The sequence below is a fragment of the Pseudomonas sp. MWU16-30323 genome (genome assembly GCF_020515595.1).
Classification (GTDB): domain Bacteria; phylum Pseudomonadota; class Gammaproteobacteria; order Pseudomonadales; family Pseudomonadaceae; genus Aquipseudomonas; species Aquipseudomonas yamanorum.
In genome coordinates this window covers 41,576-60,495 of record NZ_JAIWYM010000009.1, presented here as the reverse complement: position 1 = coordinate 60,495, position 18,920 = coordinate 41,576, and the positions used below count along the sequence as shown (strand labels likewise).

Sequence of the window (18,920 nt, the reverse complement as noted above, 5' to 3'; positions counted from 1 at the left end):
AAAAGTTGAAGTTACGGTGCTGTGGCAACCGGGTGAGCTGCAAACCAGGCTCTGGCCTGTTCAGGGATCACACCGATGCCCTGGAATGTCTTGATTTGCAGGCCTCGCTCGTCGCCCCGGTGATACAGCGCGCGACCGCATCGGTTGGCGAACAGGTGGCGCTGGAGGATTCGGGTAAAGGTGGCTGTATGGCCAAACGGCGCGACCCAGTCGTTGAGCCAGAGACGCTCGCCGCAATTCCAGTCCGCGTCGCTCAATGTCAACGGTGATTGCTGCAAATAGCGTTGTTCCGCTGCCTCATCGACGTTAAGCCAAGAGAGGTAGCACACCGGCTTGCCGTGCTCGCTGCCCAGCACGAATTGGCGATGCTTGAGCGCCGGCAGCAGAAGTGTCGGTAAGCTGTGCAGTGGCGCATCCCGGTGAGCGCTGGAATGCATCCACAACCAAGTGACCGAGCCCAGCACCGCCGCCTCGTTCCAAGGCTCGTCGATCAGGCCGGGGGCCGTGATGTCCAGGGTTTCAAAACGCATGGCATTACCCCTCAGAACGACCAGATGACGGTAAAGTCGCTGGTCACGTTGGCGGTCTTGAAGCCATCGGGCTTCTTGAGCGGCGTGCCTACCGACCAGTCATAAGACAGGCCCTTGTAACCACCACGTACACCCACCACAGCCCCCGCCAGTCGTTTACCAATCAGGAACTTACTGGCCTGACCGCTGACTTCGCCGTAGTCGACACCGGTGTAAAGCTCCTGGCCGGTTTGCCCCAGCGCCAGGCCGACTTCGTTGCGCAGTGTCCAGCCGCGATCGGCAGAAAGAATGTTTTCGCCGTCAAATCCGCGCACGCTGTAACGTCCGCCAATCGAGAAGCGGTCCTGCGGCACCAACGGCGTGCGGTTCCATTGCGACCGCCAACTGCCGATATAGCGCAGACGTTGGTCGCTGATGGTGAAGGGCACTTGCAACTGGGCGTCGGCGGTGATGATCTGCGAGCGGGATGTGCCGGCTCCAGAGGCTTCTTCGGGCGCCGACAACGAATCATGTGCGCCGGTGCCGCGACGGTAGGCGACGCCAAGGTCCAGAATAGAAGTGCCGATAAATTCCCTGTGATCCAGGCCGAGCTGCCAGCCCGCCATGCGCCGATCCTGGTTGCCGATCTCGGTGTCGTCGATGAAGTTTTCAGAAGACCGTGTCCATAGGCCACCCCACGCCGTGGTCTTGCGCACGGCATCGCGGTAAAGCAGACGCGACAGGCGCAGATCGTTGGTACGGCTTTCGCCTCGATACTGGTACGTCTGGGTAGCGCCGGCGACCGACTGCTCGTAGTTGTACTCGCTGGTGGTGAACGCCAGTTGCCAGTAACCCATCGGCAGCGAGTAGTGGAGCGTATTGCCATTGGAGCCGTGTCGGCCGGACTCGCCGCCGCCCAGGTCGTGGTTGAAGCTGGCGTAGAACAAGTCGTTGAGCGACAGCAGGTTGTCCAGCGACAGCGACACATTGCCCTGATACTTGCCTGTGGATTTGCTGCCCGAGTTGTCGAAGGACAGGCTCACGCGGGCCGGAAACTGCTGGCTCCATTTGATCACCACATCGCTTTCGCCGGGCTTGGCATCAGCCGCCAGGGTGGGGGTGATCTGAATGTCGGCGTCGGCAGTGGGCACGCGCTTGAAGTTTTCCAACGCCTGTTCGATATCACGCAGGTTAAGCAGGTCGCCGGGGTTGGCAGGCATCGCATTCCACAGGTTGGCGCGGCGGCTGGTGCCTTCGGCAAAGCGGATTTCACGGATGCGCCCCGGCACGATTGTCAGCACCAGAATCCCGCTGTTGAGGTCCTGCGCTTCGGCAAGCACGCGGGTGGTGACAAATCCCTCCTGGATGATCGCATTCTGCATGCGCTTCATCGTCATGTTGATGCCCGCGCCACCCAGGCAACGCCCCACGGCGGGGTCGTCCTCGGGGTTGGCGGCCTTCAGCGCCCATTGAAACTTCTCGGATGCGTCGCCAATCAGGCGGATGTCTTTAATGGCGAAGCAGGGTGCTTCTTTTACAGGAAGACGAGAGCCGCCTTCGTCGAGCGCAGGTGCCTGAAGCCGCACATCGGGCCGCGATTCCAATTGATCACGCAGCGCGCGCTCACGCTCCTGCTGACGCAGTAATTCCTCTTCAGGCCCGGCAGCCTGAGCGGCGGCGGTCGTAAAAAGTGTCCACACTGCCAGCGCCGTCAGCGCGAGGTGTCTTGCATTCATCGACGACAAGCGGGCCAGCCCCACGACATATCGAGAGGGGCTTGGCTTGTGCAGTGGGCAGCGTGAGTCCGCGGGCATTTCACATCCTTGTGATCAGAATCAGAGGCACAATAAGTGAACCGCCTGGAACGGCAGTGGCACTGAAGAAAATAGAAAAATGTAAGGGTTTCGACGAGCAGAAACGAAGTTTCCTACATTCAGTCATGCGCTCTGATTGAGGCTTAGTCCGAAAGTTCCGTGATGGGCAAGGCGGCGGTAACAACGCTCAGGAAAACGCTCAGGAATGTGACGATCTTCACGCGTATTGCGAGTGCTGAGGCTAGCGAATCAGATAGTTTGCTAGATATTAATACCTGGATCGAGCATATCCAAGAATGCTCGCGCCTCATTAGCGGGGTTGTGCTGATCTTGGGGGCCTCGTAGCGCACGAGGCATTTGCCCTGTTGATGCGGCGCACGGTCTTATGGTCTTGCCGGTGAAATGTCCCGGTAGATCTTAAGCGGCTGTCGATGGTGTTGCAGGAGGTTTTCCTACATGCCGTCAGGCTTGCGCTCCAGCAAGGGCTATTTGAACTGAAAGAGGAAAGAAGAGGTAAAACGCAAGTTTTTGCTCCTAACCGATGACCGCACCACATGAGTAATGCAGTGCGTGCGAAAACAGCTTTTCGTTAATGGTATTTTTCGTGGTATCAACTGAAAAAATTGAAATAAAAATATGATTTGTAAAGACTTTTTATGGTTGTTTATGTTCGAGTGGGAGTGATCCTGCCGTAGCAGGTGAGCGCTGAAAATCAAACCCCCGGCCTGGTGCCGGGGTTTTGTGTTTGTGGGGTAGGCGCTTTTAATCGAGAGCTGCAAATGATCGTTGATGTAAGTTGCATCGTATGCGATGCATTTTTACGCAATTACCTTTTTATGCACTGTATAGGATGCATTTGGATAGAGATGAGTCGGGAGTCCTGATCAACAATCAATGAGTCACCCAATTCTTTGTTCTCTCACCGCCGCGCAATATCCGAAAAGTAAAACTTATCCAGCGTATGCCGCGACTCGGTGTACTCGAACTGCCGTCCATCCTGCAAAAACGTCTGGTTGCTCACCACGATCACATGGCTCTGACCTTCGAGGTCCAAGTGTGTCTGATCGTCCTTCCCCCGCGGCAGCGCTTCGATGGTGCGCTGCGCATAGCTGATCTGCAGCTGCAGCGTCTGCTCGATAAACGCATAGATCGACTGCTCGGCAATCGAGCGGTCCAGCCCCGGTATCAGATCGGCGACGAAGTGGTTGATGTCGAGGATCACCCGCTTGCCGTCGATCCGCCGTACCCGTTTGACCCGGGTTATCAGGCTGCCGGCTTCGGCTTCGATGTGTTGCATCAGCGGCCCTTCCAGGGGGAATTGGCTGAACTCCACCACTTCGGTGCTGACGTCATCGCCGAGGGCGGCATGGGTCTCGCGAAAGCTGACGATGCCACCGAGCTGGAACTCGATGGGGTTGGGCGACAGTACGAACGTGCCCTTGCCATGGATTTTTTGTGCGAACCCACGCTCCTGCAATTGCTCGATCGCCCGGCGCACCGTGCCACGGCTGGCCTGGTAGGCGTCCATCAGTTCGGTTTCGGAGGGCAGGCGCGTGCCGCGTTGCAGGCGTTCGGTGGTGATGCTGGCAAGCAGATCGGTATAGATCTGGTTGTATTTACTCATGGGGGAGGGCTCTGTGCCGCGTTGGCGTTCAAGGCAGGAACCTTAGTGGCAGCGATGGGGTTTGTCCATGCAACCCATTGTAGAACTCGGAAATTTCTGACTCGAAAAACAGAAAATTAATCATTTTCAAACTCGTACATACGAGTTATTGCTTTAACTCGTACAGACGAGTACTTTTGGCCTCGGCGTGCTGCCTATGACCGCCCCAATAAAAAAAACCAAAGTGGATACCAAGCATGAGCCACGACTATCCGAATATTGCCCGCGAGATTCTCAAGAACCTCGGTGGCAGCGACAACCTTGAGCAAGCTGCCCACTGCGTCACCCGCCTGCGCCTGGCTCTCAAGGACCCGAGCCTGGCCAACAGCGGCGCTCTGAACCAGGTCGATCTGGTCAAGGGTTCGTTCTTCACCGGCGGCCTGTTCCAGATCGTGATCGGCCCCGGCGAAGTGGAAAAGGTCTACGCCGCCCTGCGTGAGCAAACCGGCCTCGCCGCGTCGACCATCGCGGATGTGAAACAGAAAAGCGCCGACAAAATAAACCCGATGCAGCGCCTCGTGCGGGTGTTCTCCGACGTGTTCATGCCGATTTTGCCGGCGCTGATCATTGCCGGCTTGCTCATGGGGGTGAACAACCTGATGGGCGCCAAGGGCATGTTCATCGCGGACAAGACCCTGCTCGACGCCTATCCGAACCTGGATGGCCTGTGGAGCCTGATCAACCTGATGGCCAACACCTCGTTCGTGTTCCTGCCGGCGCTGGTGGGCTGGTCGGCGGCCAAGCGCTTTGGTGGCAGTGAAATCCTCGGCATCGTCCTCGGCCTGATGCTGGTGCACCCCGATTTGCTCAACGCCTGGAACTACGGCAAGGCGGTCGCCGGCCTCGACGGCCAGAGCCTGCCGTACTTCGATATTTTCGGTTGGTTCAAGATCGAGAAGGTCGGCTACCAGGGCCAGATCCTGCCGATCCTGCTGGCCGCCTACGTGATGAGCGTGATTGAAAAATGGCTGCGGGCGCGGGTGCCGAATGCCATCCAATTGCTGGTAGTGCCGATCACTACCATCGTCGTCACCGGCGTGCTGGCACTGGCGATCATCGGCCCGGTGACCCGTCACCTCGGCATCCTGATCACCGAAGGCGTGGTCACTTTGTTCGACCTGGCGCCCATGGTCGGCGGCGCCATTTTCGGCCTGCTGTACGCACCGCTGGTGATCACCGGCATGCACCACATGTTCCTCGCCGTGGACCTGCAACTGATCTCCACTCAGGGCGGCACCTTTATCTGGCCGATGATCGTCATGTCCAACCTGGCCCAGGGCAGCGCGGCGCTCGGCGTGTTCTACATGAGCCGCAATGCGCGGGACAAAAGCATGGCGTCCACCTCGGCGATTTCCGCCTACTTCGGCATCACGGAGCCGGCGATGTTCGGGGTCAACCTGCGCTTCAAGTTTCCGTTCTATGCCGCCCTGACCGGCTCGGCGCTGGGCAGTATTTTCCTGTCGCTGAACAAGGTCCAGGCCTCGGCCATTGGCGTGGGTGGCTTGCCCGGGTTCATCTCGATCATCCCGCAATACATCCCAAGTTTTGTCATCGGCATGGTCGTTGCGATTGTCGTGCCATTTGTTTTGACCTGTGTGCTGAGCATGAAGATTGTTCGGCCTGGATACCGGGTCGCCTGACCTACCGCTATCGCAGGCAAGCCAGCTCCCACCGTTGATCGCATTTCAAATTGAAGGAACCCACCATGCAAAACTGGCAACACTCGGTGATCTACCAGATCTACCCAAAAAGCTTTCATAGCCACGCGGGTAACGCCACCGGTGACCTGCTGGGCATCGTGGACAAGCTCGATTACCTGAAGTGGCTGGGCGTCGATTGCCTGTGGATCACCCCGTTCCTGCGCTCGCCGCAACGCGACAACGGCTACGACATCAGCGACTACTACGCCATCGACCCGAGCTACGGGACCATGGCCGATTGCGACTTGCTGATCAGCGAAGCCGCCAAGCGCGGGATCACGCTGATGCTCGACATCGTGGTCAACCACACCTCCATCGAACACGAGTGGTTCCAGCAGGCCCGCAGCAGTCTCGACAACCCGTACCGCGACTTCTACATCTGGCGCGACCAGCCGAACAACTGGGAATCCAAGTTCGGCGGCTCGGCCTGGGAATACGAGGCGCAAACCGGCCAGTACTTCCTGCACCTGTTCGACCATACCCAGGCCGACCTGAATTGGGACAACCCCAAGGTGCGCGCCGAAGTGTTCAAGTTGATGCGCTTCTGGCGCGACAAGGGTGTGGGCGGTTTCCGCCTGGACGTGATCAACCTGATCTCCAAGCCGGCGGATTTCCCGGAAGACAACAGCGACGGCCGACGCTTCTACACCGACGGCCCGAACGTGCACGAATACCTGAAGGAAATGCACCGCGAAGTGTTCGAAGGGCATGACCTGATCAACGTCGGCGAGATGTCGTCCACCAGCCTTGAGCACTGCATTCGTTATTCGAATCCACAGTCGAAAGAACTGTCGATGACCTTCAACTTTCACCACCTGAAAGTCGATTATCCGAACCTGCAGAAGTGGGTCGCGGCCGACTTCGACTTCCTGCAACTCAAGCAGATTTTGTCTGACTGGCAACTCGGCATGCAGGCCGGTGGCGGCTGGAATGCGCTGTTCTGGTGTAACCACGACCAGCCGCGAGTGGTCTCGCGTTTTGGTGACGACGGCGAGCACCGCGTGGTCTCGGCGAAGATGCTCGCCACTGCGTTGCACTTCCTCCAGGGCACACCTTTTGTGTACCAGGGCGAAGAGCTGGGCATGACCAATCCGGGCTTCGACACCATCGACCAATACCGGGATGTCGAAACCCTGAACATCTACCGGCTCAAGCGCGAGGCGGGTGAGTCCGAAGCGTCGAGCATGGCGGCGATCATGCAGAAATCCCGCGACAACGGCCGCACACCGATGCAGTGGAATGCCGAGCAAAACGCCGGCTTCAGCAGCAGCGAACCGTGGATCGGCATCCCGGCCAACGCGGCCCGGATCAACGTGCAAAGCCAGCTGGATGATCCGCATTCGGTGCTGCATCACTACCGTGCGCTGATCGAACTGCGTCGTCACGAGCCGCTGATTCAGGAAGGCGTTTATTGCCAACTGCTGCCGCAGCACACCCAGGTCTGGGCGTACCTGCGCGAAGGCCACGGCGAGCGCCTGCTGGTGCTGAACAACTTCTACGGTACGCCCTGCCAGATCGAACTGCCCGATGGCCTGCTGACGGCGGCAAGTGAGCAACGCCTGCTGATCAGCAACTACGACGACTGCCCACAGCGTTCGAACCAGGTCTCGCTGCGCCCGTATGAATCGTTTGTGCTGCACCTCAAGGACTGAGACCCGCTTTACCCCCCGGTGTGGGAGCGCCGGGGCGCTTTAAAAAAACATAATAAAAATATCGGAGTGCTTCATGAAAACAACAATAAAGCTGGGCCTCGTTGCATCCTGCCTGACCTTGCCGCTGGCAGCTCAGGCGTTGGAATTTGCCGGCTACTTGCGTAGCGGTGCGGGGACTTCAACCGGCAGTGGCAAGCAGCAGTGCTTCCAGTTGCCGGGTGCACAATCCAAATACCGTCTGGGCAACGAGTGTGAGCAGTACGCCGAACTCGAATTGCGCCAGGACTTGCTGACCCTCGACGACGGCTCGGTGTTCAGCGTCGATGCCATGGCCTCGCTATACAACAAGTACGACCGGGCGCTGAAGTTCCAGGGTGAAGACAACGGCTCGGCCCGCATGCCGCAGATGTATGCGCAGTGGTCGAACATTCCCAGCCTCAACGGCGGTTCGCTGTGGGCCGGCCGGCGTTACTACAAACGAAACGACATCCATATCTCCGACTTTTACTACTGGAACCAGAGCGCCACAGGCGGCGGTATCGAGGACGTGAAAATCGGCGACCTGAAGTACAGCTATGCGCTGTCCCGCAAGGACAACCTGTACCAGAAGGAATACGCCACCCGTCACGACTTCAACGTGGCCGGCTTCAAGACCAACCCCGGCGGCGAGGTGGAACTGGGCTTGAGTTACATCGAAAAAGCCGGTGGTCGTGATACCAACAGTGGCTGGGCCATTACCGCCCAGCACGTGCAGAAACCCTTCCTCGGCGGGCGCAACAAGTTTGCCCTGCAGTACGGCGAAGGCCCCGGCACCGGCCTCGGCTACACCGGCGATACCTTCCTCGATAAAAGCAGCAAGAGCTACCGCGCGGTGGAGTTCTTCGACTGGCAAGTGACCCCGCGTTTTGGCGGGCAGATCGAGGCCGTGTACCAGAAGGATATTCGCCCGGGCAGCCAGGACCAGACCTGGATGTCGCTGGGCGTGCGCCCGGCCTATGCCATCTCCGAACAGTTCAAACTGGTCACCGAACTTGGCCATGATCAGGTCGAGGCCACAGGTGGTACGCGCAAGCTGAGCAAATTTACCTTCGCCCCGACCTGGTCCCCCAAAGGCCCGGACTTCTGGGCGCGGCCGGAAGTGCGGTTGTATTACACCTACGCGACCTGGAACGAAGCGGCCAAGCGTGCGGCCAATGAGCTGGCGGCAGGTTCGGCGTTGTCCGACACCGGCAGCTACGGCACGGCGTTGCATGGTTCCAATTTTGGTGTGCAAGTCGAATATTGGTGGAAATAAGTCGCCTCCATTCAATGATTTTTACAGAACAAAACAGCAGGTGAAGTCATGACCACAACTCAACCCCTGGAATTGCTGGCGCCCTTGTCCGGGGTGCTGCTCGCCCTGGACCAGGTGCCGGATCCGGTGTTCTCCAGTCGCCTGATCGGCGATGGCCTGTGCATCGATCCGACCTCGCAGACCCTCTGCGCGCCGCTGGCCGGGGTGATCAGCAATATCCAGGACAGTGGTCATGCGGTGAGTGTCACCGACGACAACGGCGTCCAGGTGCTGATGCACATCGGCCTGGACACCGTGAATCTCGCGGGCAAGGGTTTCACCCGACTGGTCGAGGAAGGCCAGCGGGTGGAAGCCGGGCAACCGTTGATTGAATTCGATGCCGACTACATGGCGCTCAATGCCCGTAGTTTGCTGACCCTGATGCTGGTGGTCAGTGGTGAGCCCTTCAAACTGCTGACGCCCGAGCAGGGTTTGGTGGATGTGGGGCAACCGCTGCTGCGAGTAACGCCGCAAGCGGTTGCCGACGAGGTAAAGGACGAGGAGGGGGACGCCCTGTTCTCCAAGCCACTGACCTTGCCCAACGCCAACGGCCTGCATGCGCGCCCGGCGGCGGTGCTGGCGCAGGCGGCCAAAGGCTTCAAGGCGAGTATTTACCTGCACAAGCAAACCGAGAGCGCCAACGCCAAGTCGCTGGTGCGGATCATGGCGTTGCAGACGGTGCAGGGTGACACCGTGCAAGTCAGTGCGGCAGGCGAGGACGCCGAAGCGGCGATCCAGGCGCTGGTAACCTTGCTGGCCGAAGGCTGCGGGGAAGCTGTCACGGCTCATTCACCTGCTGCACCCGTGGTGCCTGATTCATCGGCGACCATGCTGCGCGGTGTGTGTGCCTCGCCCGGTTCGGCGTTTGGCCAGGTGGTGCAGGTTAAAGAACCGGCATTGACCTTCGCCGAAGCCGGCAACGGTGAGGCGCTGGAGCGCGCGGCCCTGACCCATGCCCTGAACAACGCCAACCAGGCGCTGCAAGCCTTGCAGGAAAAGGCCGTCGGCACCGCCCAGTCCGAGATCTTCCGCGCCCATCAGGAGTTACTGGACGATCCGGCCCTGCTGGAACAGACCCGCGACCTGCTGGACCAGGGCAAAAGCGCGGCCTTCGCCTGGAACAGCGCCACCGAAGCCACCGCCACGCTCTTCCAGGGCCTGGGCAATGCCTTGCTCGCCGAGCGCGCTGCCGACCTGGCAGACGTTGGCCAGCGGGTGTTGAAACTGATCCTCGGGGTTCAGGACCGCGCCTGGGACTTACCGGAGCAGGCGATCCTGATTGCCGAGCAACTGACGCCTTCGCAAACTGCCAGCCTCGACACCCGCAAGGTGTTGGGTTTCGTCACGGTGGGCGGTGGTGCTACCAGCCACGTCGCCATCCTTGCCCGCGCCCTTGGCTTGCCGGCCATCTGCGGCGTGCCGGCGCAGGTGCTGGAGTTGACCAACGGCAAGCAGGTGCTGTTGGATGCCGACAAAGGCGAGCTGCACCTGAACCCGGACCTGGCCGAGATCGAGCAACTGCAAGTCACCCGCCAACAGCAGGTGCTGCGCCGCCAGCGGGAAGTGGAACAGGCTTCATTGCCCGCCACCACCCGCGACGGTCATCACGTCGAAGTGACGGCCAACGTCGCGTCGTTGCAGGAGGTGGAGCAGGCGTTGTCCCTGGGGGGCGAAGGTGTCGGTTTGCTGCGTTCCGAATTCCTCTATCTGGACCGTAACCGCGCACCGAGCCCCGAGGAGCAGGCGGGCACCTACAGCGCCATCGCCCGTGCGTTGGGCCCCGAGCGCAACCTGGTGGTGCGCACCCTGGACGTCGGTGGCGACAAGCCGCTGGCCTATGTGCCGATGGACAGCGAGACCAACCCGTTCCTCGGCCTGCGCGGGATTCGCCTGTGCCTGGAACGCCCGGAACTGCTGCGCGAACAATTCCGCGCGATTCTCGCCAGTGCCGGCTTCGCCCGCCTGCACATCATGTTGCCGATGGTCAGCCTGCTTTCGGAATTGCGCCTGGCGCGCAAGATTCTTGAAGAGGAAGCGTTGGCCCTGGGGCTGACGGAATTGCCGAAGCTGGGAATCATGATCGAAGTGCCGTCGGCGGCGTTGATGGCCGATCTGTTTGCGCCGGAGGTGGATTTCTTCTCCATCGGCACCAACGACCTGACCCAATACACCCTGGCCATGGACCGCGATCACCCGCGCCTCGCCAGCCAGGCCGACAGCTTTCACCCGGCGGTGCTGCGCCTGATCGCCAGCACCGTCAAGGCGGCCCATGCCCATGGCAAGTGGGTCGGTGTGTGCGGGGCGCTGGCGTCTGAAGCGCTGGCGGTGCCGGTGCTGATCGGGTTGGGGGTGGATGAGTTGTCGGTCAGCGTGCCGTTGATCCCGACCATCAAGGCCACTGTGCGCGAGCTGGACCTGGCGGACTGCCAATCCATCGCGCGCCAGGTACTCGGCCTGGAAGAAGCGGCGCAGGTACGTGAGGCGTTGCGCCTGTACCACGCGGCTACCGTTGAAACCTCATTGGTTGTGGAGCACTGACATGTTCGAGAAATTTCAGCGGGCGTTCTGGAAGGCCCTGACGCCGGATCTGGTGCTTGAAACGCCGCAGGCAGCTCCATTGAGCGAAACACTGTTGGCCCCGGCAGTGCTGAATGCGCTGGGCGGCGCGGAGAATCTCAAGTCGCAGCAGCGAGTAGCACTGACCCGGGTGCGGGTGCAGTTGCAGGATGCGGGGCGGTTGGATGCGCAGGCGCTCAAGGCGGCAGGCGTGCCGGGCGTGATGGTGTTGGCGGGTGGGGTGGTGCACCTGCTTACCGGCCTAAACACCGCTCTATAAATCAAAGAAGATCAAATGTGGGAGCGGGCTTGCCCGCGATGGCGGTGTGTCAGCGATACATAGGCTGGCTGATACTCCGCCATCGCGGGCAAGCCCGGCTCCCACAGTATTTTGTGGTGTTTGGAGAATGGGGGGATTAGAGCGGCGGGGTTTCGTCGGTCGGCTTGGTCTTGTCCACACCCGGCACATGCAGGTTGCCTTCCACCACCTGATTGCCTTCCAACTGCGGCTGCGTCACCCACGTCAGGATGTCGTAGTAGCGCCGGATGTTCGCCACAAAGTGCACGGGCTCACCGCCACGGGCATAGCCATAACGCGTCTTGCTGTACCACTGCTTCTGCGACAGGCGTGGCAGCATTTTCTTCACGTCCAGCCACTTGTTCGGGTTCAGGCCTTCCTTTTCGGCCAGCTTGCGCGCGTCATCCAGGTGACCGGTGCCGACGTTGTACGCCGCCAGGGCAAACCAGGTGCGGTCCGGCTCGGCAATCTTGTCGTCCAGCTCATCCTTGATCTTGGCCAGGTACTTGGCGCCGCCCATGATGCTCTGCTTGGCGTCCAGGCGGTTGGACACGCCCATGGCCTGCGCGGTGTTCTGGGTCAGCATCATCAGGCCGCGCACGCCGGTCTTGGAGGTCACCGCCGGCTGCCAGAGTGATTCCTGGTAGCCGATGGCCGCCAGCAGTCGCCAGTCGACCTTTTCTTCCTTGGCATAGGCGCGGAAGTGTTTCTCGTACTTGGGCAGGCGCTGCTGCAAATGCTGGGCGAAGGTGTAGGCGCCCATGTAGCCGAGTACATCCACGTGCCCGTAATAGCGATCTTTCAGACGCTGCAGGGTGCCGTTCTTTTCGACCTTGTCGAGGTAGCTGTTCACCTCGTTGAGCAGGCTGTTGTCTTCGCCGGAGGCGACCGCCCAGGCTTGATGGCTGGCGTCACCGAGGTCAAAGGCCACCCGCACGTTGGGGAAGTACACCTGGTTCATCGCTACTTCGTTGGAGTCCACCAGGGTCAGGTCGATTTGCCCCTCGTCCACCATGCGCAACAGGTCGACCACCTCAACGGCGTCGGATTCTTCGTATTCAATCCCGGGAAATTGCTTTTTCAGCTGCGCCAGTTGCTCGGCATGGGTGCTGCCCTTGAGCACCATGATCTTCTTGCCCACCAGGTCTGCCGCCGTGGTCGGGCGGGACTGGCCGTTGCGGTAGATGATCTGCGGGGTGACTTCCAGATACGGATGGGAGAAACGCACTTGCTGGCGACGCGGCTCACTGCTGACCAGACCGGCGGCGGCCAGTACCGGGCCGTTGGGCTTGCCGATCTGTGAGAACAGGTCATCCAGGTTGTCAGCGGTCTCGATCTCCAGCTTTACCCCCAGCTCGTCGGCAAAACGCTTCACCAGTTCGTATTCGAAACCGGTTTCGCCGTTACGGTCCTGGAAATAAGTAGCCGGGCTGTTTCGGGTGACCACCCGCAATACGCCATCCTCCTTGATTCGCTCGAGCGTGTTGGGTTTATCCACACACGCGCTGAGCAGCAGGAAGAGTCCGGTGACGAAGAGCCATTTGGCGCATCGCGGGCGTAAAGCAGTAGGGGAGAACATCTGCGCAGTATACGCAAAGGACCCTCGGCGCCATATCTCGACAGCGGGGCACTTGTCTGCTAGCGCCCGTAAACCTTGGCTGCAGGCCGCAGAAACGGGGCTTGGCAGCCGATTGTGACGGTTAAAATAACTGCCCCGAATACCCGGGATGGCCCTCTGATACCGTACGATTTATGCCAACTGACGTCCGGCAGCGGCCATAGGTGCCGTTTCGGGTGCCGTTGGCGACGGTTTACGCTAGAATGCACGGCCTCAAAGCACACCCCCTTCCCGAGGCTGTCCCGAAGATGTTGATCCTGCGCGGCGCTCCTGCCCTTTCTGCCTTTCGCCACAGCAAACTCCTTGAGCAACTGAGCCAGAAGGTACCTTCTGTCAGTGGCTTGTATGCTGAATTTGCTCACTTCGCCGACGTTACCGGCGTTTTGACCGCCGACGAACAGCAAGTGCTGGCGCGCCTTCTGAAGTACGGTCCCAGCGTTCCAGTTCAAGAGCCTGCGGGCCGCTTGTTCCTGGTTTTGCCACGGTTCGGCACCATCTCGCCCTGGTCGAGCAAGGCCAGCGACATCGCCCGCAACTGCGGCCTGGAAAAAATCCAGCGCCTGGAGCGCGGGATCGCCTTCTATGTAGCAGGCCAGTTCAGCGACGCCGAGGCCGAGCTGATCGCCAGCAGCCTGCATGACCGCATGACCCAGATCATCGTGGGCCAGCTGGAACAGGCCGCCGGTCTGTTCAGCCACGCCGAACCCAAGCCGCTGACCGCAATTGACGTGCTCGGTGGTGGCCGTGCCGCTCTGGAAACCGCCAACACCGAGCTGGGCCTGGCCCTGGCCGAAGACGAAATTGACTACCTGGTCAACGCCTTCATCGGCCTGAAGCGCAACCCCCACGACATCGAACTGATGATGTTCGCCCAGGCGAACTCCGAGCACTGCCGCCACAAGATCTTCAACGCCAGTTGGGACATCGACGGCCAGAGCCAGGAAAAAAGCCTGTTCGGCATGATCAAGAACACCTACGTGATGCACAGCGAAGGCGTTCTGTCGGCTTATAAGGACAACGCCTCGGTCATCGTCGGCTCCGTCGCTGGCCGTTTCTTCCCGGACCCTGAGACCCGCCAGTACGGCGCGGTGCAGGAGCCGGTGCACATCCTGATGAAAGTCGAGACCCACAACCACCCGACCGCGATTGCCCCGTTCCCGGGCGCAGCCACCGGTTCCGGCGGCGAGATTCGCGACGAAGGTGCAACCGGGCGTGGCGCCAAGCCAAAGGCTGGCCTCACTGGCTTCACCGTGTCCAACCTGCAGATCCCGGGCTTCGAACAGCCGTGGGAAGTGCCGTACGGCAAGCCTGAGCGCATCGTCACCGCGCTGGACATCATGATCGAAGGCCCGCTGGGCGGCGCTGCGTTCAACAACGAATTCGGGCGCCCGGCCCTGACGGGCTACTTCCGTACTTTCGAGCAATCCATCACCACCCCCCGTGGCGATGAAGTGCGCGGTTACCACAAGCCGATCATGTTGGCCGGCGGCATGGGCAACATCCGCGCCGAGCACGTACAGAAAGGCGAGATTCTGGTCGGCTCCAAGCTGATTGTCCTCGGCGGCCCGGCGATGCTGATCGGCCTGGGCGGCGGCGCTGCTTCCTCCATGGCCACCGGCACCAGCTCGGCCGACCTGGACTTCGCTTCCGTCCAGCGTGAAAACCCTGAGATGGAACGCCGTTGCCAGGAAGTCATCGACCGTTGCTGGCAGTTGGGTGAGAAGAACCCCATCAGCTTCATCCACGACGTCGGCGCCGGCGGTTTGTCCAACGCCTTCCCGGAACTGGTCAACGATGGCGACCGTGGCGGCCGCTTCGAACTGCGCAACATTCCAAACGACGAGCCGGGCATGGCCCCGCACGAAATCTGGAGCAACGAATCCCAGGAGCGTTACGTTCTGGCGGTAGGTCCTGCGGACTTCGAACGCTTCCAGGCAATCTGCGAACGCGAGCGCTGCCCGTTTGCCGTGGTCGGCGAAGCCACTGCCGAGCCGCAACTGACGGTCACCGACAGCCACTTCGGCAACAGCCCGGTAGACATGCCGCTGGAAGTGCTGCTGGGCAAAGCCCCGCGCATGCACCGTTCAGCTGTGCGTGAAAATGAACTGGGCGATGATTTCGATCCATCGACCCTGGCCATCGCCGACTGCGTGGAGCGCGTCCTGCACCACCCGGCCGTTGCCAGCAAAAGCTTCCTGATCACCATCGGCGACCGCACCATTACCGGTCTGGTTGCCCGTGATCAAATGGTCGGTCCGTGGCAGGTTCCCGTGGCTGACGTTGCCGTCACCGCCACCAGCTTCGACGTCTACACAGGTGAAGCCATGGCCATGGGCGAGCGTACTCCGCTGGCCCTGCTGGACGCTCCGGCGTCGGGCCGCATGGCCATCGGCGAAACCCTGACCAACATCGCCGCGTCGCGTATCGCCAAGATCTCCGACATCAAGCTGTCGGCCAACTGGATGTCCGCTGCCGGTCACCCGGGTGAAGATGCGCGTCTGTACGACACCGTGAAAGCGGTCGGCATGGAGCTGTGCCCTGAGCTGGGCATCACCATTCCGGTGGGCAAGGACTCCATGTCCATGGCCACCCGCTGGAACGATGAAGGCGTGGACAAGAGCGTCACCTCGCCGCTGTCGCTGATCGTCACCGGCTTTGCGCCCGTTACCGACATCCGCCAGACCCTGACCCCGCAACTGCGCATGGACAAGGGCACCACCGACCTGATCCTGATCGACCTCGGTCGCGGCCAGAACCGCATGGGCGCCTCGATCCTCGCCCAGGTGCACGGCAAGCTTGGCAAACAGGCCCCGGACGTCGACGACGCCGAAGACCTGAAAGCCTTCTTCGCCGTGATCCAGGGCCTGAACGCCGACGGTCACCTGCTGGCTTACCACGACCGTTCCGACGGTGGTTTGCTGACCAGCGCCGTGGAAATGGCCTTCGCCGGTCACTGCGGCCTGAACCTGAACCTCGATGGCCTGGCGGAAACTTCCGCCGACATCGCTGCAATCCTGTTCAACGAAGAGCTGGGCGCCGTGATCCAGGTTCGCCAGGACGCAACGCCAGACGTACTCGCACAGTTCAGCGCCGCTGGCCTGGGCGACTGCGTGGCCGTGGTTGGCCAGCCGATCAACAACGGTGAAATCAACATCGTCTTCAACGGCGAAACCGTGTTTGAAGGCCAGCGCCGCCTGCTGCAACGCCAGTGGGCCGAGACCAGCTACCAGATCCAGCGCCTGCGTGACAACGCCGACTGCGCCGAGCAGGAATTCGACGTCATCCTGGAAGAAGACAACCCGGGCCTGAGCACCAAGCTCAGCTTCGACGTCAACCAGGACATCGCCGCGCCTTACATCAAGAAAGGCATCCGCCCACAAGTGGCCGTACTGCGTGAGCAGGGCGTCAACGGCCAGGTGGAAATGGCGGCGGCGTTCGACCGTGCCGGCTTCAATGCGATCGACGTGCACATGAGCGACATCCTCGCCGGTCGCGTCGACCTCAACGAGTTCAAAGGCCTCGTGGCCTGCGGCGGTTTCTCCTACGGCGACGTACTGGGTGCCGGTGAAGGCTGGGCCAAATCGGCCCTGTTCAACAGCCGTGCCCGCGACGCATTCCAGGGCTTCTTCGAGCGCAACGACAGCTTCACCCTGGGTGTGTGCAACGGTTGCCAGATGATGTCCAACCTCAGCGAACTGATCCCGGGCAGCGAGTTCTGGCCGCACTTCGTGCGTAACCGTTCCGAGCAGTTCGAAGCCCGGGTTGCGATGGTTCAGGTGCAGGAATCCAACTCGATCTTCCTGCAGGGCATGGCCGGTTCGCGCATGCCAATCGCCATCGCCCACGGTGAAGGCCATGCCGAGTTCGCCAGCGAAGAAGCACTGCTGGAAGCCGACCTGTCCGGTACCGTGGCCCTGCGTTTCGTCGACAACCACGGCAAGGTCACCGAAGGCTACCCGGCCAACCCGAACGGCTCGCCGCGCGGGATTACTGGCCTCACCAGCCGCGACGGTCGCGTCACCATCATGATGCCGCACCCGGAGCGTGTGTTCCGCGCCGTGCAGAACTCGTGGCGCCCGGAAGAGTGGAACGAAGACGGCGCGTGGATGCGCATGTTCCGTAACGCCCGCGTCTGGGTGAACTAAGTCGGTGTACAAGCTCAGCTTCTTTGTGCCCGACAGCCACGTGGAGACGGTGAAAGCCGCCGTCTTCGCAGCGGGTGGCGGGCGTATCGGCCACTACGACAGCTGCGCCTGGCAGGTCCTGGGCCAGGGCCAATTCCGCGCGATGGACGGCAGCCAGCCGTTTATCGGGCAGGTAGGGCAGGTTGAAGTGGTTGAAGAATGGAAGGTTGAGTTGGTGGTGGCGGATGAGTTGATCGTGGCTGTGGTGGCTGCGTTGAAACTGAGCCACCCGTATGAGACACCGGCGTATGAGGTGTGGCAGTTGGCGGATTTTTGATTCGCTGGCTGCAAAACAAGAAACCCGCTGGGCCAGTTTGGTCAGCGGGTTTTTTGTTGCCTGTAGGGCCTCATCGCGGGCAAGCCCGGCTCCCACATTGGACCGCGTTGCCATGTCTGGTGGCGATCAAATGTGGGAGCTGGCTTGTCGGAGCGACTCGGATTTTTCTGACAAGTCTTTCAGGTTGTCCCTCGGAACCTGCCTCTCTAACCTTCGCCAGTCGCTGCCAATTCAGTGACCGGGACTGCAAGCTCGTAAACATCACTAGGAGCGTATTCTTCTCGGAGCTTCACGATGGTCAACGAAAACACTTCATCTTCCATAGCCTCGCTTCAAGCTGCAGCCCGTCAGGCGACGAGTCAACCTGCCGATCAGTTATTCACCCTTGTACCTAATCTGGATAGCGAAACCCTGCTGGCCAACGCCTCTCAGGACCTTGCCTCAGTGCAGGCGCTGACGGTTCATCTGGCGTTTGAAGTCGACGGTTCCCACCGTGATGTGGCGCTGGGGATTTGTCGGATTCTGGAGGGGATTCAAATGATGGTGGATCGGATGCTGGACTTGTATGAGCTGCCTGAACAGGCGGACCCGGCTTAGAAACATCTCTTCCATATAGGCAGTAACCCTGTGGCGAGGGAGCTTGCTCCCGCTGGGGCGCGAAGCGGCCCCAAAATCTGCCACAGAGTTCTACCTGAAAAAAAGCGGCGTTTTTATTGGGGCTGCTGCGCAGCCCAACGGGAGCAAGCTCCCTCGCCACAAAGTTGTCAGGCGCCGGTTACGGCTTCGCGACCACTACTGCTTGAGGATGTTATTCCTGGTCTGGGTATGACCATCACTGAAGTGGCACGGCGCTTGGGTTTTGCCAGGGAGACGTTTTCAAGAACTCTTCACGGACACGCGCCGGTCAGCCCCGATCTGGCGGTAAGGCTCGAGCGTGCAGGCATCAGCAAAGCCCAGATGTGGCTCTCCATGCAGAGCAGCTATGATCTGTGGCAGGCAGAACATCGAGAACAGCCTGTGATTGAGCGTTTTGCTCGGGTCGAATAAACGAAATTAAGAACCTGGCTTGGCCCCAGGTTTTATTGCCTGCGATACCTTTAGCTGGGAGGGGGTTCAGTTGATGGTGGATCGGATGCTGGACTTGTATGAGGTGCCTGAACAGGCGGACCCGGCTTAGAAACATCTCTTCCATATAGGCAGTAACCCTGTGGCGAGGGAGCTTGCTCCCGCTGGGGCGCGAAGCGGCCCCAAAATCTGCCACAGAGTTCTACCTGAAAAAATCGGCGTTCTTAATGGGGCTGCTGCGCAGCCCAGCG

At 60.5% G+C, this 18,920-nt stretch carries 13 protein-coding genes; 9 read left to right on the top strand and 4 right to left on the bottom strand.

From position 1 onward, the window contains the following. Positions 1–11 precede the first annotated feature (11 nt). The 3 genes from LIY45_RS13130 to treR all read right to left on the bottom strand — a co-directional run bounded on the left by LIY45_RS13130 (position 12) and on the right by treR (position 3,947). Entirely contained in the window at positions 12–530 is a 519-nt protein-coding gene (locus LIY45_RS13130) for a toxin-activating lysine-acyltransferase (RefSeq protein ID WP_017139694.1), read from the bottom strand. A gap of 11 nt (positions 531–541) precedes the next feature. Next, complete coding sequence (locus LIY45_RS13125) at positions 542–2,245, bottom strand: ShlB/FhaC/HecB family hemolysin secretion/activation protein (protein ID WP_260525328.1); 1,704 nt, start codon at positions 2,243–2,245, stop codon at positions 542–544. Positions 2,246–3,242: 997 nt separating this feature from the next. Next, a complete protein-coding gene (treR, locus tag LIY45_RS13120; protein WP_017478677.1) occupies positions 3,243–3,947 on the bottom strand; it encodes a trehalose operon repressor in 705 nt (234 codons plus the stop codon). A gap of 236 nt (positions 3,948–4,183) precedes the next feature. Between treR and treP the strand changes: the two genes are divergently transcribed. From treP to LIY45_RS13095, 5 genes are all read left to right on the top strand, one after another. Beyond that, on the top strand, positions 4,184–5,626 hold the full coding sequence (treP, locus tag LIY45_RS13115; protein ID WP_017478678.1) for a PTS system trehalose-specific EIIBC component: 1,443 nt from the start codon (positions 4,184–4,186) through the stop codon (positions 5,624–5,626). A 65-nt stretch (positions 5,627–5,691) separates the two neighbouring features. Further along, positions 5,692–7,338: an alpha,alpha-phosphotrehalase gene (treC, locus tag LIY45_RS13110; RefSeq protein ID WP_226476574.1), complete on the top strand. Its 1,647-nt coding sequence runs from the start codon at positions 5,692–5,694 to the stop codon at positions 7,336–7,338. A gap of 73 nt (positions 7,339–7,411) precedes the next feature. Further along, positions 7,412–8,632: a carbohydrate porin gene (locus LIY45_RS13105; protein ID WP_226476573.1), complete on the top strand. Its 1,221-nt coding sequence runs from the start codon at positions 7,412–7,414 to the stop codon at positions 8,630–8,632. A 48-nt stretch (positions 8,633–8,680) separates the two neighbouring features. Next, positions 8,681–11,209 (top strand): phosphoenolpyruvate--protein phosphotransferase, encoded by a 2,529-nt coding sequence (ptsP, locus tag LIY45_RS13100; protein WP_226476572.1) that lies wholly within the window; start codon positions 8,681–8,683, stop codon positions 11,207–11,209. 1 nt (position 11,210) lies between these two features. Beyond that, a complete protein-coding gene (locus tag LIY45_RS13095) occupies positions 11,211–11,507 on the top strand; it encodes a PTS transporter subunit EIIB (RefSeq protein WP_226476571.1) in 297 nt (98 codons plus the stop codon). Between the two features lie 136 nt (positions 11,508–11,643). On the opposite strand, the gene mltF is transcribed toward LIY45_RS13095, so the two are convergent. Next, positions 11,644–13,104, bottom strand: a complete 1,461-nt coding sequence (gene mltF, locus LIY45_RS13090) for a membrane-bound lytic murein transglycosylase MltF (RefSeq protein ID WP_226476570.1) — start codon at positions 13,102–13,104, stop codon at positions 11,644–11,646. 287 nt (positions 13,105–13,391) lie between these two features. Between mltF and purL the strand changes: the two genes are divergently transcribed. From purL to LIY45_RS13070, 4 genes are all read left to right on the top strand, one after another. Beyond that, the gene (purL, locus tag LIY45_RS13085; RefSeq protein ID WP_226476569.1) at positions 13,392–17,288 is read left to right on the top strand and encodes a phosphoribosylformylglycinamidine synthase; all 3,897 of its coding nucleotides are present in this window, start codon (positions 13,392–13,394) and stop codon (positions 17,286–17,288) included. Between the two features lie 4 nt (positions 17,289–17,292). After that, the gene (locus tag LIY45_RS13080; protein WP_226476568.1) at positions 17,293–17,604 is read left to right on the top strand and encodes an NGG1p interacting factor NIF3; all 312 of its coding nucleotides are present in this window, start codon (positions 17,293–17,295) and stop codon (positions 17,602–17,604) included. A 294-nt stretch (positions 17,605–17,898) separates the two neighbouring features. Further along, positions 17,899–18,201, top strand: coding sequence for a DUF6124 family protein (locus LIY45_RS13075; protein ID WP_226476567.1), 303 nt, complete (start codon positions 17,899–17,901; stop codon positions 18,199–18,201). A 198-nt stretch (positions 18,202–18,399) separates the two neighbouring features. Beyond that, on the top strand, positions 18,400–18,651 hold the full coding sequence (locus LIY45_RS13070) for a HigA family addiction module antitoxin (protein ID WP_226476667.1): 252 nt from the start codon (positions 18,400–18,402) through the stop codon (positions 18,649–18,651). Positions 18,652–18,920 lie beyond the last annotated feature (269 nt).

Bases quoted from the DNA above. Each gene is read 5' to 3' on its own strand.
- LIY45_RS13125 (WP_260525328.1), bottom strand. From the start codon at position 2,245: ATGAATGCAAGACACCTCGCGCTGACGGCGCTGGCAGTGTGGACACTT.
- purL (WP_226476569.1), top strand. From the start codon at position 13,392: ATGTTGATCCTGCGCGGCGCTCCTGCCCTTTCTGCCTTTCGCCACAGC.
- LIY45_RS13130 (WP_017139694.1), bottom strand. From the start codon at position 530: ATGCGTTTTGAAACCCTGGACATCACGGCCCCCGGCCTGATCGACGAG.
- treC (WP_226476574.1), top strand. From the start codon at position 5,692: ATGCAAAACTGGCAACACTCGGTGATCTACCAGATCTACCCAAAAAGC.
- mltF (WP_226476570.1), bottom strand. From the start codon at position 13,104: ATGTTCTCCCCTACTGCTTTACGCCCGCGATGCGCCAAATGGCTCTTC.
- LIY45_RS13095 (WP_226476571.1), top strand. From the start codon at position 11,211: ATGTTCGAGAAATTTCAGCGGGCGTTCTGGAAGGCCCTGACGCCGGAT.
- ptsP (WP_226476572.1), top strand. From the start codon at position 8,681: ATGACCACAACTCAACCCCTGGAATTGCTGGCGCCCTTGTCCGGGGTG.
- LIY45_RS13075 (WP_226476567.1), top strand. From the start codon at position 17,899: ATGGTCAACGAAAACACTTCATCTTCCATAGCCTCGCTTCAAGCTGCA.
- treP (WP_017478678.1), top strand. From the start codon at position 4,184: ATGAGCCACGACTATCCGAATATTGCCCGCGAGATTCTCAAGAACCTC.
- treR (WP_017478677.1), bottom strand. From the start codon at position 3,947: ATGAGTAAATACAACCAGATCTATACCGATCTGCTTGCCAGCATCACC.
- LIY45_RS13105 (WP_226476573.1), top strand. From the start codon at position 7,412: ATGAAAACAACAATAAAGCTGGGCCTCGTTGCATCCTGCCTGACCTTG.